12 protein-coding genes are annotated in these 13725 nt (G+C 54.1%); all 12 read left to right on the forward strand.

The features are described 5' to 3' along the window. The first annotated feature begins 73 nt into the window (after positions 1–73). Genes flhA through C2M36_RS11135 form a run of 12 tightly spaced genes read left to right on the forward strand, consistent with a single transcriptional unit; the run spans position 74 to position 13666 of the window. Positions 74–2179, forward strand: a complete 2106-nt coding sequence (gene flhA / locus C2M36_RS11080; protein WP_105254956.1) for a flagellar biosynthesis protein FlhA — start codon at positions 74–76, stop codon at positions 2177–2179. Between the two features lie 35 nt (positions 2180–2214). Beyond that, on the forward strand, positions 2215–3798 hold the full coding sequence (gene flhF, locus C2M36_RS11085) for a flagellar biosynthesis protein FlhF (protein WP_105254957.1): 1584 nt from the start codon (positions 2215–2217) through the stop codon (positions 3796–3798). Beyond that, entirely contained in the window at positions 3791–4651 is an 861-nt protein-coding gene (locus tag C2M36_RS11090) for a MinD/ParA family protein (protein ID WP_105254958.1), read from the forward strand. Before flhF ends, C2M36_RS11090 begins: the two co-directional genes overlap by 8 nt. A gap of 15 nt (positions 4652–4666) precedes the next feature. Then, the gene (locus C2M36_RS11095) at positions 4667–5395 is read left to right on the forward strand and encodes an RNA polymerase sigma factor FliA (protein ID WP_105254959.1); all 729 of its coding nucleotides are present in this window, start codon (positions 4667–4669) and stop codon (positions 5393–5395) included. Between the two features lie 39 nt (positions 5396–5434). After that, on the forward strand, positions 5435–5818 hold the full coding sequence (cheY, locus tag C2M36_RS11100) for a chemotaxis response regulator CheY (protein ID WP_105190508.1): 384 nt from the start codon (positions 5435–5437) through the stop codon (positions 5816–5818). Between the two features lie 17 nt (positions 5819–5835). After that, on the forward strand, positions 5836–6585 hold the full coding sequence (locus tag C2M36_RS11105) for a protein phosphatase CheZ (protein WP_105254960.1): 750 nt from the start codon (positions 5836–5838) through the stop codon (positions 6583–6585). Positions 6586–6600: 15 nt separating this feature from the next. Further along, complete coding sequence (locus C2M36_RS11110; protein ID WP_105254961.1) at positions 6601–8964, forward strand: chemotaxis protein CheW; 2364 nt, start codon at positions 6601–6603, stop codon at positions 8962–8964. 10 nt (positions 8965–8974) lie between these two features. Further along, positions 8975–10171, forward strand: coding sequence for a protein-glutamate methylesterase/protein-glutamine glutaminase (locus C2M36_RS11115; RefSeq protein WP_105254962.1), 1197 nt, complete (start codon positions 8975–8977; stop codon positions 10169–10171). Further along, positions 10164–10928 carry a flagellar motor protein gene (locus C2M36_RS11120; protein WP_105254963.1) on the forward strand — a complete coding sequence of 255 codons (765 nt, stop codon included), beginning with the start codon at positions 10164–10166 and terminating at the stop codon, positions 10926–10928. Before C2M36_RS11115 ends, C2M36_RS11120 begins: the two co-directional genes overlap by 8 nt. A 4-nt stretch (positions 10929–10932) precedes the next feature. Further along, positions 10933–11925 carry an OmpA family protein gene (locus C2M36_RS11125; protein WP_105254964.1) on the forward strand — a complete coding sequence of 331 codons (993 nt, stop codon included), beginning with the start codon at positions 10933–10935 and terminating at the stop codon, positions 11923–11925. After that, positions 11922–12728: a ParA family protein gene (locus tag C2M36_RS11130; RefSeq protein ID WP_105254965.1), complete on the forward strand. Its 807-nt coding sequence runs from the start codon at positions 11922–11924 to the stop codon at positions 12726–12728. Before C2M36_RS11125 ends, C2M36_RS11130 begins: the two co-directional genes overlap by 4 nt. Continuing rightward, positions 12725–13666 (forward strand): chemotaxis protein CheW, encoded by a 942-nt coding sequence (locus C2M36_RS11135; protein WP_234399159.1) that lies wholly within the window; start codon positions 12725–12727, stop codon positions 13664–13666. The genes C2M36_RS11130 and C2M36_RS11135 overlap by 4 nt, the downstream gene beginning before the upstream one ends. The last annotated feature ends 59 nt before the right edge of the window (positions 13667–13725 follow it).

The following is a 13725-nucleotide window of genomic DNA, read 5'->3' on the forward strand; positions in this document are numbered from 1 at the left end:
AAAGCGTAACCGCTAAAGCTGGCCTGCTCCTTGCTTTAATCCCCCCAGTGTCAATTTATTGCTGTGCGCATTTATGGATTTCAAGGCCGTTTTAACCCAGCTTAATCGCGATAAAAAAGAATATGCCAAGGGTGTGGGTACGCCTTTATTAGTGCTGGCCGCGCTGGCCATGGTGGTGTTGCCGATGCCGCCGTTTCTGCTCGATATTCTTTTCTCCTTTAATATCGCGTTGGCCCTGGTGGTGCTGCTGGTGACCGTCTACACCTTAAAACCCTTGGACTTTGGGATGTTTCCGGCGGTGCTTTTGGTCGCCACCATTATGCGCCTGGCCCTGAATGTCGCCAGTACCCGAGTGGTGCTGCTCGAAGGTCACCAAGGCGGCGACGCCGCCGGTAAGGTAATTGAAGCCTTTGGCTCCGTGGTGATCGGTGGTAACTATGCGGTCGGCCTGGTGGTCTTCTTAATTCTTATCATTATCAACTTTGTGGTGATCACCAAGGGGGCGGGGCGCATCTCCGAGGTGTCGGCGCGCTTTACCCTGGACGCCATGCCGGGTAAGCAAATGGCCATAGACGCGGACTTAAATGCCGGCTTTATCAGCGCCGAGCAAGCCCGTGAGCGTCGTGAAGAGGTGACCCGCGAGGCGGATTTCTACGGCTCCATGGACGGTGCCAGTAAGTTTGTAAAAGGCGATGCCATCGCCGGTATTGTTATTTTGATCATCAACATAGTCGGCGGCTTGTTTGTCGGCATGATCCAGCATGACCTCAGCTTTGGTCAGGCCATGGAGGTCTATACCCTGCTTACCATAGGGGATGGCTTGGTAGCGCAATTACCTTCGCTATTACTGTCCATCGGCACCGCCATCGTAGTGACCCGACAAAACGAGTCGCACAACATGGGCGAGCAGGTAAAAAGCCAGCTGGGTAACGACAAGGCGTTGTGGATCGCCTGCGGTATCTTGGTCACCATGGGTCTGGTCCCGGGCATGCCCCATTTGGCCTTTTTGGGTCTGGGAGCCTTGCTTGGTTTTATTGCGTATTTATCACAAAAACAGGCGCGCGAGGCCGAGTTGCAAGAGCAACAGCTGGCGGCGCAGGGGGCGGGCACCCAAGTGGCGACCCGCGATGAACCTAAAGAGCTGGGCTGGGATGATGTGCAGCAGGTGGATGTGGTGGGCCTGGAAGTGGGCTATCGCTTGATCCCCTTGGTGGATCAGGCCCAAGGTGGTGAGCTGTTAAGCCGTATCAAAGGGGTGCGTAAAAAGCTCTCCCAGGAATTTGGCTTTTTGGTGCCGCCGGTGCATATCCGCGATAACCTGGAGCTCGACCCCAATGCCTATCGTATTACCCTGATGGGAGTCTCCAGCGGCGATGGCGAGCTCAGCAGTGGCTCAGAGCTGGCCATCAATCCGGGTCAGGTATTTGGCCCGGTCAATGGTATTGCCACCAAGGATCCTGCCTTTGGCCTTGATGCTGTGTGGATCAAGCCGGAGCAAAAAGACGAAGCTCAATCCCTGGGTTACACGGTGGTGGATGCTGCCACCGTGGTCGCTACCCATATCAGCCAGTTACTTACTAACAATGCCGCACTGCTGCTGGGTCATGAAGAAGTACAGAGCCTGCTCGACATGCTGGCCAAGAGTCACCCCCGCCTGGTAGAGGGCCTGGTGCCCGAGGTCTTGCCGCTGACGACCGTGGTGAAGGTGTTGCAAAACCTGCTTAACGAAGGGGTCGCTATTCGCGATATGCGCACCATAGTTCAGACCCTGGTGGAGTATGGCCCACGCAGCCAGGACCCGGATGTTTTAACCGCGGCGGTGCGTATTTCGTTACGTCGATTAATAGTACAAGACGCGGTGGGCGCAAGCCCGGAAATTCCTGTCATAACATTGGCGCCTGAGTTGGAACAGATGTTGCATCAGTCACTTCAGAACGCAGGAGATGAAGGTGCCGGTATCGAACCTGGCCTTGCGGAACGATTACAAGCGTCGCTCAGCGAAGCTCACCAAAACCAAGAAATGGCCGGTGAACCTTCCATCTTATTGACCTCAGGAATGCTGCGAACGGTGTTATCACGCTTTGTTAAATACACCATTCCAGGCCTTAGGGTGATGTCCTATCAGGAAGTCCCCGATGAGCGTCAAATTAAGATCGTTAGCTCCGTAGGACAGCAATAAACCAATGGCCAGGCCGTTGCTTAAAGGGTGAACTTATGAAAATTAAACGCTTTTTTGCTAAAGACATGCGCAGCGCATTAAAAGAAGTAAAGGATGAACTTGGCGCCGACGCGGTGATCATGTCGAATAAAAAGCTCGCCGATGGTGTTGAAATCGTCGCCGCCATCGATCATGAGCGTCCTAATGCGGTGCCTGCCCAGCCGAATACTGTCGTATCGAATACTGTCGTATCGAATACTGTCGTATCGAATGCTGTTGCATCGAATACTCAAACTCAGCAAACTGAACAACCACGGGTGCAGCCGCGCGTACTGCAACCATATAATCACGGTGCCCGCGTCCATAGCCAACAAGAGCGCGAACACACGCCGGTGGCCGACTCCTTGCAGGCTTTGTTAGAGCGTCAAAATCCACAACCGAAAAATGCCGCCCTGGCGGATATGTTTTCGCAATCCGGCATCGATTTGCAGCAGTCAGGGCAGCAGCAGGTGCAGCAGCCAGCGTCGCACTACGCCCCGGCAGAATCAGATATGCAACCGCGTGTGCAACCGCGGGTGCAACAACCGCATGCGCCATCACAGCGTCCGAAACCAAGAATGCCCGCCCAACATCTGGGTGATGACCTGGACGGTGATGACTTAGATGACTTCGCTCAGAGCACCAAGGCCGAGCAGGATGAAATCACCGCCATGCGTGACGAAATGAATGCCATTCGCCAATTGCTGGAACATCAGGTATCGGGCTTGCTGTCACAAGACCGTGCCCGTCGAGACCCGACCCGCGCCTGTTTTATCGAGCGTCTGCAAGGCATGGGTATCGATGCCAAGGTGGCCGAGCAGTTGGTGCGTTATGTGCCCGATGACGTTTCCCGTCAGCAAGCCTGGCAGGGAGTGATGGAAATGATGCATAAGCATATGCACACCACGGGCAACGAGATTTTACGCCATGGCGGCGTCTATGCCTTGGTGGGACCCACAGGTGTTGGTAAAACCACAACGGTGGCTAAACTGGCGGCCCTGGGGGCGCAGAAATACGGTGCCGATCAGGTGGCCTTGATCACCACGGATACCTACCGTATCGGCGCCTTCGAGCAATTGGCGACCTATGGGCGAATTATCGGTTGTCCGGTAAAACAAGTTAAAGATGCCAGCGAATTGGCCGATACCTTATTTCAGTTACGCAATAAGCGCCTGGTGTTAATTGACACCGCCGGTATGAGCCAGCGCGATCTGCGTTTAAGCGAGCAGTTAAATACCCTGATGCGCAGCGCCGCGGTTGAGATCCGCAGCTACCTGGTACTCAGTGCCACCGCCCAGCGCGAAGTGTTGCAAGAAGCCATAAAACACTTCCAAAAGGTCGACCTAAGTGGCTGTATTTTCACTAAGCTTGATGAAAGTCTAAGTTTGGGTGAGATTATTAGTGTAGCGATTCAAAATCGCCTGCCAATAGGGTATCTTACTAACGGTCAGCGCGTGCCAGAAGATATCCGGGTTGCAAACTCGGAAAAAATGGTGAGAAAGGCTGAGCAATTGTTTATAAAACGCCAAAAAGCGCAAGCAGCACAGGCTCCAGCAGGGCGTCAGACGGTAGCGTCACCAGCAGTAGGAATGTATGATTAACACCATCTTGGATCAGGCAAGCGGCCTTCGCAGAATGAATCAGAATAATAGTCAAGGCGTAAAAGTAATCGCCGTAACCGGCGGCAAAGGCGGTGTGGGTAAAACCAATGTTTCCCTGAATATGGCCATTGCTATGGGCCAACAAGGAAAGCGGGTTTTAGTGCTTGATGCCGATCTGGGGCTGGCCAATTGCGACGTGATGCTTGGCTTGCGAGTGGAAAAAAACCTGTCGCATGTCCTCAATGGTGAGTGTCACCTGCGCGACATCCTGGTTGAAGGTCCCGCTGGCATCCATATTGCTCCCGCTTCTTCGGGAGCCCAGAGCATGGTGGAACTAAGCCCCGCCGAGCATGCGGGTCTGATCCGTGCCTTTAGCGAGCTCGATAACGATTATGACGTGCTGATTGTCGATACCGCGGCCGGTATTTCCGACATGGTCCTAAGCTTTTCGCGCGCCTCGCAGGATGTGGTGGTGGTGGTCTGTGATGAGCCGACCTCCATTACCGATGCCTATGCCTTGATCAAGGTGCTTAGCCGCGAGCATGGTGTCTACAAATTTAAAATCGTTGCTAATATGGTACGCAGCCTGCGCGAGGGTCAAGATCTGTTCGCCAAGCTGTCCAAGGTCACCGATCGCTTCCTCGATGTCTCACTGGAACTGGTTGCCACCGTGCCCTATGACGAAAACATGCGTAAAGCCACGCGCCGCCAAAAAGCCGTGGTTGATTTATTCCCTAACTCTCCGGCCTCGGTGTCGTTGAAGAGCCTGGCCAACAAGGCCTGGCAATGGCCGTTGCCAAACCATCCTTCGGGACACTTAGAATTCTTTATTGAAAAGCTCGTAGGCGGCTAACGGTTTAGGACGGCTATGAATAGAGTCGCAGGGTATCAACAGCAACAGCAGTTAAGTTCTTTGGTGGAGCGCCATGCTGCATTAGTTAAGCGTATCGCCTGCCATCTTTTGGCGCGTTTGCCCGCCAGCGTGCAATTGGACGATCTCATTCAATCGGGAATGATAGGGCTTATCGAAGCCTCGAAAAACTTCGATGGCAGCAAGGGTGCCAGCTTTGAAACCTTTGCCGGCATTCGTATTCGTGGTGCCATGCTCGATGAAATTCGTCGTGGTGATTGGGCGCCACGCTCATTGCACCGCCATAGCCGTGCCATAGCGCAGGCCATTCACGATTTGGAACGGGCCTTGGGACGTGAGCCAAAAGATGCCGAAGTCGCCCAAAAGCTGGATATTTCACTCGAGGAATATCATACGATTTTAAACGATGTTAATTGCGCCAAGGTCATTGGCATCGAAGATCTGGGCGTCGATGAAGACGTTATCGGCGGTGACGGAGAGCATGAACAAGAACAGCTCAGCCGCCCCTTTGCCAGCATGCATAACGAACGATTTAATGCCGCTTTGGTTGCGGCGATCAAGTCGTTGCCCGAGCGCGACGCCTTGGTGCTGTCGTTGTACTACAACGATGAAATGAACTTAAAAGAAATAGGGCACATACTCGAGGTTAGCGAGTCGCGTGTGAGCCAAATACATAGCCAGGCGATGATCAAGCTTAGAGCCAAGATCAGCGACTGGATCAATTAGTAGTAAGTAAAGCGGGTTTAGACCTCACTGGAGGATACTTTGGATAAGAACATGAAAATTCTCGTGGTTGATGACTTTTCCACTATGAGAAGAATCATTAAAAATCTATTGCGTGATTTAGGCTTCACCAATGTGCAAGAGGCAGACGATGGCAGCACGGCGCTCCCTATGCTGCAAAATCAGGACTTCGATTTTGTGGTCACCGATTGGAATATGCCGGGCATGCAAGGTATTGACCTGCTGCGCGCCATTCGCGCCGACGAGCGACTCAAGCACCTACCCGTATTAATGGTGACCGCCGAAGCCAAGAAAGAGCAAATTATTGCCGCCGCCCAGGCCGGTGTGAATGGTTACATTGTTAAGCCGTTTACCGCCGCGACCTTGAAAACCAAGCTGGAAAAAGTGTTTGAACGCTTAGGTTAAAAAAGAAGGAGAGGTTTATGTCAGCGCCCGCTGCACCTCATATTACCCTGGAGCAGGCCAAGCAGCTTGTCGCGTTCTTGGAACAGGGCGAACAGGAAAAAGCCGACCAATTGATCTTGGATGCGGCCTCGAAGGAGCAATCCGAGCTGTTTGCCGAGGTGGGAAAACTCACGCGCCAACTGCATGAATCACTGAAAAATTTTCAGCTGGATACCCGCCTTTCAGACTTGACCAACGAAGCCATTCCAGACGCCAAACAGCGTCTAAATTATGTTATGGAAATGACCGAGCAGGCGGCCAATAAAACCATGGATGCGGTGGAAGCCAGCCTGCCCATTGCCGAGCGCTTGTCCACCGACCTGCATCAGATCAAACCCAGCTGGGATAAGCTGATGCGCCGAGACTTGCAGTTGGGCGAGTTTAAGCAGCTGTGCCATCAGCTTGACGGCTTTATGGGGCGCTCGCAGAGCAGTACCTTGGAGCTGCACGCTTTGCTTAACAATGTGTTGTTGGCGCAAGACTACCAGGACTTGACCGGTCAGGTGATCCGCCGGGTTATCGAACTGGTACGTGAAGTGGAAGACAGCTTGATCCACCTGCTGACCGTCTTCGGTGCTGAAGAAGGCGAGCTATTAGAAAAAGAACAAGTGGCCATTAAGGTCAACGGCGAAGGCCCTGAAGGGCCCATTATTGATAAAGAATCTCGTGATGATGTGGTATCAAGCCAGGACGAGGTCGACGACTTGTTGTCGAGCCTGGGATTCTAACAGGAGTGCGGTTGCATGAGCTTTGAAGTAGATGAAGATATTTTGCAGGACTTTCTCGTCGAAGCGGGTGAAATATTAGAACAGCTGTCTGAGCAATTGGTGGAGCTGGAAAATAATCCCGAAGATAAGGATCTACTTAACGCCATCTTCCGTGGTTTCCACACAGTGAAAGGCGGTGCCGGCTTCCTGGCCATGAATGAGTTGGTTGATGCCTGCCATGGTGCCGAAAACGTCTTTGATATTCTGCGTCAGGGTCAACGTCGCGTTACAGCCGAGTTGATGGATGTGATCTTGCAAGCGCTGGACACCATTAACGAGATGTTCGCGCAAATTCAGCTGCGTGCTCACCCCGAGCCCGCCGACCCCGAACTGTTAGCTATTTTACATCAATTAAGTGAGCCGGAAGCACCCGGTGAAGCCCTTGCTACACCTGCACCCGTTGTTGCTCCTGTCGTGGAGACCACGGCAGTGCCAGTGGCTGAATCTATGGCTATCGAGGATACCTCGATAGCCTTTAATGATGAGTCCAACTCGGCTATTGATGAAATCAGTGAAGACGAATTTGATGCCTTACTTGATGAGTTACATGGAGTAGGTAAGGGCCCCGGGGCCGAGACCTCAATGACCGAGGAAGTCAGCACAGATAGCAATCTTTCAGGGTTCTCCGGGGGGGTCACCGAGGGAGCCCCAGAGGGCGATGAAGATATTACCGATGATGAATTCGATGCCTTACTTGACGAATTGCACGGCCCCGGCAGTTTTGGTGTATTAGGCTCCGGCTCAGCAACCGCATCTGCGACCACATCTGTAACAGCATCAGCCGATAAAAAAGTCGCAGAAGAGACGGCTGCAGTGGCCAGCGCCGACGACGATGAGGAAATCAGTGAGGACGAATTTGACGCCTTACTCGATGAGCTTCATGGCAAAGGCAATGGCCCTACGGCGATACCAAGCCCGCCAGCCGCCACAAGCCAGGCCGCGTCCGCAGTTTCAGTAACGCCAAGCCAACCGGCCAGCGATAGCAGTGCGGCGGTACAAAAACCACAAGTTCAGCCCACCAGTCAACCCGTTGGCCAGCCTGCAGGTCAGCCAACAGGCCAGGTTATTGGCAATGCAAATGGTCAGCCCGTCGGTAAGCCCGCCGAGAAGCCGGTCACCAAGCCGGTCAGCAAGCCGGCGGCTAAAGCCGCGGCGCCCGCCGCCGAAACCACGGTGCGCGTCGATACCAAGCGCTTGGATCAGATTATGAACATGGTTGGCGAGCTGGTGTTGGTACGTAACCGCCTGCTGACCCTGGCCAATAGCAGCAATAGCGAAGACATGGGTAAAGCCATTTCCAACCTGGATGTGGTGACCGCCGATCTGCAAGGGGCGGTGATGGCCACCCGCATGCAGCCAATTAAAAAGGTGTTTGGTCGTTTCCCTCGGGTGGTACGAGACCTAGCTCGCAGTCTGCAAAAAGATATCTCCCTGATATTGGAAGGCGAAGATACGGATCTCGATAAAAACCTGGTCGAAGCCCTGGCCGATCCCTTGGTGCACCTGGTACGCAACTCCGTCGACCACGGTATCGAAATGCCCGCTGTGCGCGAGCAAGCGGGTAAGCCCCGTACCGGCTTGGTGAAGCTTTCGGCCTCCCAGGAAGGGGACCATATTCTCTTAAGTATTCAAGATGATGGCGCCGGAATGGACGCTGAAAAGCTGAAAAATATCGCCATCAACAAGGGCGTACTGGACGCCGATCAGGCCGCCCGTTTAAGCGATAATGAGGCCTATAACCTGATTTTTGCGCCGGGTTTTTCAACCAAGGAACAAATCTCCGATATTTCCGGCCGTGGCGTTGGCATGGATGTGGTGAAAACCAAGATCAGCCAGCTTAACGGCACCATTAATATCGAATCGCAACTGGGTGTGGGTACCCGCTTAGACATCAAAGTGCCCCTGACCCTGGCGATATTACCGACCCTGATGGTGGTGGTGGGCGAGCAAACCTTTGCCCTGCCGCTTGCGGCGGTCAACGAAATCTTCCACCTCGATTTAACCAAGACCAATGTGGTTGATGGCCAGTTGACCATTATCGTTCGTGATAAGGCCTTGCCCTTGTTCTACTTGGAGCACTGGCTGGTTAAGGGAGCCGACAGCTCGCAGCGCAAGGCAAAGGGCCATGTGGTGATAGTGCAAATTGGTACCCAGCAGGTGGGTTTTGTGGTCGACTCTCTGATTGGTCAGGAAGAGGTGGTTATTAAGCCTCTGGATGCCTTATTGCAGGGGACACCAGGTATGGCTGGTGCGACCATTACCTCAGATGGCGGCATTGCCCTTATCCTCGATGTGCCGAGCATGTTAAAACACTATGCTGGCCGGTCCAGCGTAAACTAGGTGAGGGCCCATGCCTGTAAAAGTTCTGATTGTTGATGATTCGAGTTTTTTTCGCCGCCGTGTCAGCGAAATTCTTGCTGCCGATAGCGATATCGAGGTCATAGACACCGCCGTCAATGGGGCCGATGCGGTAACCAAAGCCGCGGCCTTGCGTCCGGATGTGATCACCATGGATGTGGAAATGCCGGTGCTTGATGGGATCTCGGCGGTTAAACAGATCATGGCGAAGACCCCCACGCCTATCCTGATGTTCTCCTCTCTGACGCGCGAAGGGGCCAGTGCCACCCTGGATGCCCTCGATGCGGGAGCGCTCGACTTTTTACCAAAAAAATTCGAGGACATCGCCCGCAATAACGATGAAGCCGTGGCTGTATTGCAGCGTAAGGTGAAAGAACTGGGGCGTCGTCGCTTAATGCGCTGGCGTCGTCCCCCCTTGGCAACGACTGCATCTGCGACTGCATCTGCGAGTGCAACTGCAACAGCAACTTCGACGGCTACCACAGCGCTGCGCAGCGGTGCACGCTCGGGGTCGGCGCCTGCGCCGGCAGTAACGGCTCAGCCCAAGGTGCAAAACGAACCAGGTTTGAGCCCGCATCCTCGTCCCACTAGCTATCGGGCGACGGGCAAAAACTATCGCCTGGTGGTGATCGGCACCTCAACCGGCGGTCCGGTCGCACTGCAGAGTATTTTAACCCAGTTACCCCGAAATTTTTCGCTGCCTATTTTACTGGTACAGCATATGCCCTCAGCCTTTACGCCGGCTTTTGCTCAGCGTTTAAACAACCTTTGTAACATAGAGGTGAAAGAGGCTGAGCAGGGCGACATGTTAAAACCCGGCACCGCCTACCTGGCCCCCGGTGGTCAGCAAATGATGTTTGACCCTCGCGCCACCTCACCCAGACTCAAGGTGTTTGCCGATGACAACCCGAGAATCACCTATAAACCCAGCGTCGATGTCACCTTTGCCAGCAGCGCCAAGCAATTTGGCGGCGATGTGCTGGCCATAGTGCTGACCGGGATGGGCGCCGACGGTCGTGAAGGGGCGCGCATGTTAAAGCAATACGGCGCCAGGGTATGGGCTCAGGATGAAGAGTCCTGCGTGGTCTATGGCATGCCGCAGGCCATTGTCAGTGCCGGTTTGCATGATCATCAGTTGGCGCTCGAGGACGTTGCCAGCCATTTAATCAAGGAGGTGGGCAATGGATAAGCTCTCCCTGCTCGGTCTTATTGTTGCCCTTGGGGCCATCACCCTGGGTTACAGCCTGGAGGGCGGTGTGGTCAGTGCCCTTATCAATCTGCCGGCGCTGCTTATCGTGGTCGGTGGCACGCTCGGTGCGGTCATGTTGCAGTCCCAGCTCCCCATATTTAAAAAGGCACTGGAAATTTTTAAATGGGTCTTTACGCCGCCCTGTTACGATATGGAAGCGGGTATTGAGCAGGTCAAGGAATGGACCAGTACGGCCAGACAAAAAGGCTATTTGGCTTTGGAAGAATATGCCCTGGCAACACAAGACCCCTACGCGGCCAAGGGCCTAAGCTTGCTTATCGACGGCACCCAGGAACAGCGTTTGCGCGATACCCTGGATATCGAACTGACCTTGGAGCGCGAGCGCTTGCTTGATGCCGCCAGGGTGTACGAGGCCATGGGCGGTTATGCCCCGACCATAGGCATCTTGGGCGCCGTGTTGGGCTTAATTCAGGCCATGGCTTATATCACCGAACCACAGCAGCTCGGAGCCGGTGTCGCCACCGCGTTTTTGGCCACCATTTACGGTGTCGGCCTGGCTAACCTGCTGTTACTGCCGGTTGCCAATAAGCTTAAGCAGGTGATTGAAGAAAAGATGCTTTATCACGAGCTTATCGCTGAGGGCATAGTGGCCATGCACACGGGTGAAACGCCGGCCAATATTGAGCTAAAGCTAGAGGCCTATATCGCCGAGCGTCATGTGAGTTCAGGATACTAGCCCTATGCGTCTGCGCCACCGTCGAGCTCAAGCAAAAGCATCACAACATACCCATAGGTGGTTGGTGTCTTACGCCGACTATATGACCATTATGTTTGCCTTGTTTGTGGTGCTGTACGCCATAGCCATCAATCATAAAGACGAGCAGTTCAAGGTGTTTTCGCAATCCTTGGAGCAGATCTTCACCAAGGCGACTCAGGCCCCCGCCAGTGATGACACCGGCGCCGCCGCCGAGGGGTTACTGACCCAACCCCTGCCGGCCAATGAGGCCCTCTTGTATGGTCAAAGCCTGCAAAGGGAGCGTCAGGCCAGCCAACAGCTGTTACCCGAGTACGGTGATGTGACTCAGCTGCCGCAGCAGCAGTTGGGCGAGCCATTGGAGCGCCTGGTCGATGAGCTCACCAACACCTTGCTTAAAGAGATACGCCAGGGCGATGCACAGTTACAGCTCGATCAGGACTGGCTTACCATAGAAATGAATTCCGCCATGGTCTTTGCCAGCGCCAGTGCCACCGTGACTCATCAAGCCGAAGCGGTGATCGCCCGTATTGCCCAGGTGTTAGCGCCACAGCGTAATTACCTGCGTATTCGTGGCTACACCGACGACCAGAGTATTAATAACGAATTATTCAGCTCCAACTGGCAGCTGTCGGCGGCCCGTGCCGCGGCGGTGGTCAAGCAGTTGCAGCAGGAGCAGATAGTCCCCGAGCGTATGGCCCTTGAAGGCTATGGCCAATACAGCCCCTTTGCCGATAACGGCACTGCACAAGGACGGGCAAAAAATCGTAAGGTGGTGATTGCCATCTCCAAGTACGCCCTGCCGGAGCCAAAGGCTGTGCCACAGGCTTCACCTGAAGCATCACTAACAGCTCAGCCTCAAGGCAAGCAGACAGAGCAGGAAATTCATAGGCCGGGACAAGATAACAGCATTAAAATTATACAGCTTCCCCATGGCGGCATTCGCATTACCACGCGCAGCGAGGATAACGAGCAATGAAAGTTTGGACTGTGGCGAACCAAAAAGGCGGCGTTGGGAAAACCACTACCTCGGTGGCCTTGGCCGGATTGCTGGCGGAGCAGGGTAAGCGCGTCTTGCTTATCGACACCGATCCGCACGCGTCTTTGACCTATTACTTTGGCATTGACTCTGAGCGCATCGAAATCAGCGCTTATGATGTATTTTCCCGCGGCAAGGAAATGCAAAGAGAAGAAATCCTGCAGGCCTTGTGTCCATCCGGGGTCGATAATATCGATATCCTGCCGGCCACCATGGCCATTGCCACCTTGGACAGAAGCATGGGCACGCAAAGCGGCATGGGGCTGATCCTTAAAAAGGTGCTGGCGAAGATAACGGATGACTATGATTATGCCATTTTAGATTGCCCTCCCGTGCTTGGGGTGTTGATGGTCAATGCCTTGGCCGCCAGCGAGCATGTTTTAGTGCCGGTGCAAACCGAATTTTTGGCCCTTAAGGGCCTGGAACGCATGATGCGCACCATGGAGCTGATGCAAATGAGCGCCGCCCCTAAGGGGAGTGGCGATGCCCCCGGCATAGCCTACAAATATACTGTGGTGGCAACCATGTTTGATAAGCGCACCAAGGCGTCTTTGGTGGCCTATAAACAGTTGCAGGCCAGCTATGGCGACAATGTCTGGCCCGGGGTGATCCCCATAGACACTAAATTCCGCGATGCCAGCTTGGCACAGCAGGTGCCCAGTAAGCATTTCAGCAAGGCTCGTGGGGTGCAGGCCTACCGCCATTTGCTTGACTACCTACAACAGCGGGAAGGGCGCAAATGAGCGGAACGAACGATCAGGTTATGCGCCAATACCTCGATGCCTTGCTGCAGGAAGACTCCTTTGAGGAACCACAGCAAACGCCTCGAGAGCCGCAGCCGAAAATAGCCAAGCAAGTCGCCAAGGCCAAACCTCATAACCCCTTGTCGCCAATGGCGCAAGAAGAGCTGGCCATGAGTGCCGTGGCGCAATTATTGGCGCAGGTGGAGCTCAGGTCGCAGCCGCGCCCGCAGCTTCAAGAGCCACCGGCGCCGCAGGTGACCCAACAGGAGCAGGTACAGGAAGTGACGCCTATGCCGGTTGCCGAACCAACCCAGGCCAAAGCGGTGTCACCCGTGCCCGAAGCTTCGCCAGTGCCTTCGGCGGAGCTTGCACTCGCGACTTCATCCGAACCTTTGAGCGAGCCAGCGGCAAACCCCTTACTAAAGCCGCAGGAAAATAACGCCGAGGAAACGCCATTACGAGCCCCGCAGGCGGCGCGCGAGCAATATATGCAGGGCGAGTTTCAGGCCTTGTTTTTCGAGGTGGCCGGTTTAACCCTGGCGGTACCGCTAAAATCCCTCGGCGGCATTCATCAGCGCACCGAGCTGAATCAATTGTTCGGTAAGCCCGAGTGGTTTAGCGGGGTGATGTTAAACCGGGATGAGAAAATTAATGTGGTTGATACCGCCCGTTGGGTGATGCCAGAAAAATATGACAAACAATTACAACAGGCATTAAACTACAAGTACGTGATTATGCTCGGAGAATCCCAGTGGGGACTGAGCGCTGAAACCCTTATCAACAACGTCACGCTAAAAAGCGAAGACGTAAAATGGCGGCAAAGTCATGGTAAAAGACCCTGGTTGGCCGGCGTTATAAAAGAAAAAATGTGTGCTTTAATCGATGTCGAAAACTTACAGCTGCTGCTAGAGCAGGGACTCGATAGTCAGGCGCAATAAAAGTATCAACTATATATGCCAGTTTGGCCGTTACTGTGACGGCCAATTTTAAATGGAGC

It is taken from the genome of Pseudoalteromonas sp. T1lg75 (assembly GCF_002964705.1).
Taxonomy (GTDB): Bacteria; Pseudomonadota; Gammaproteobacteria; order Enterobacterales; family Alteromonadaceae; genus Pseudoalteromonas.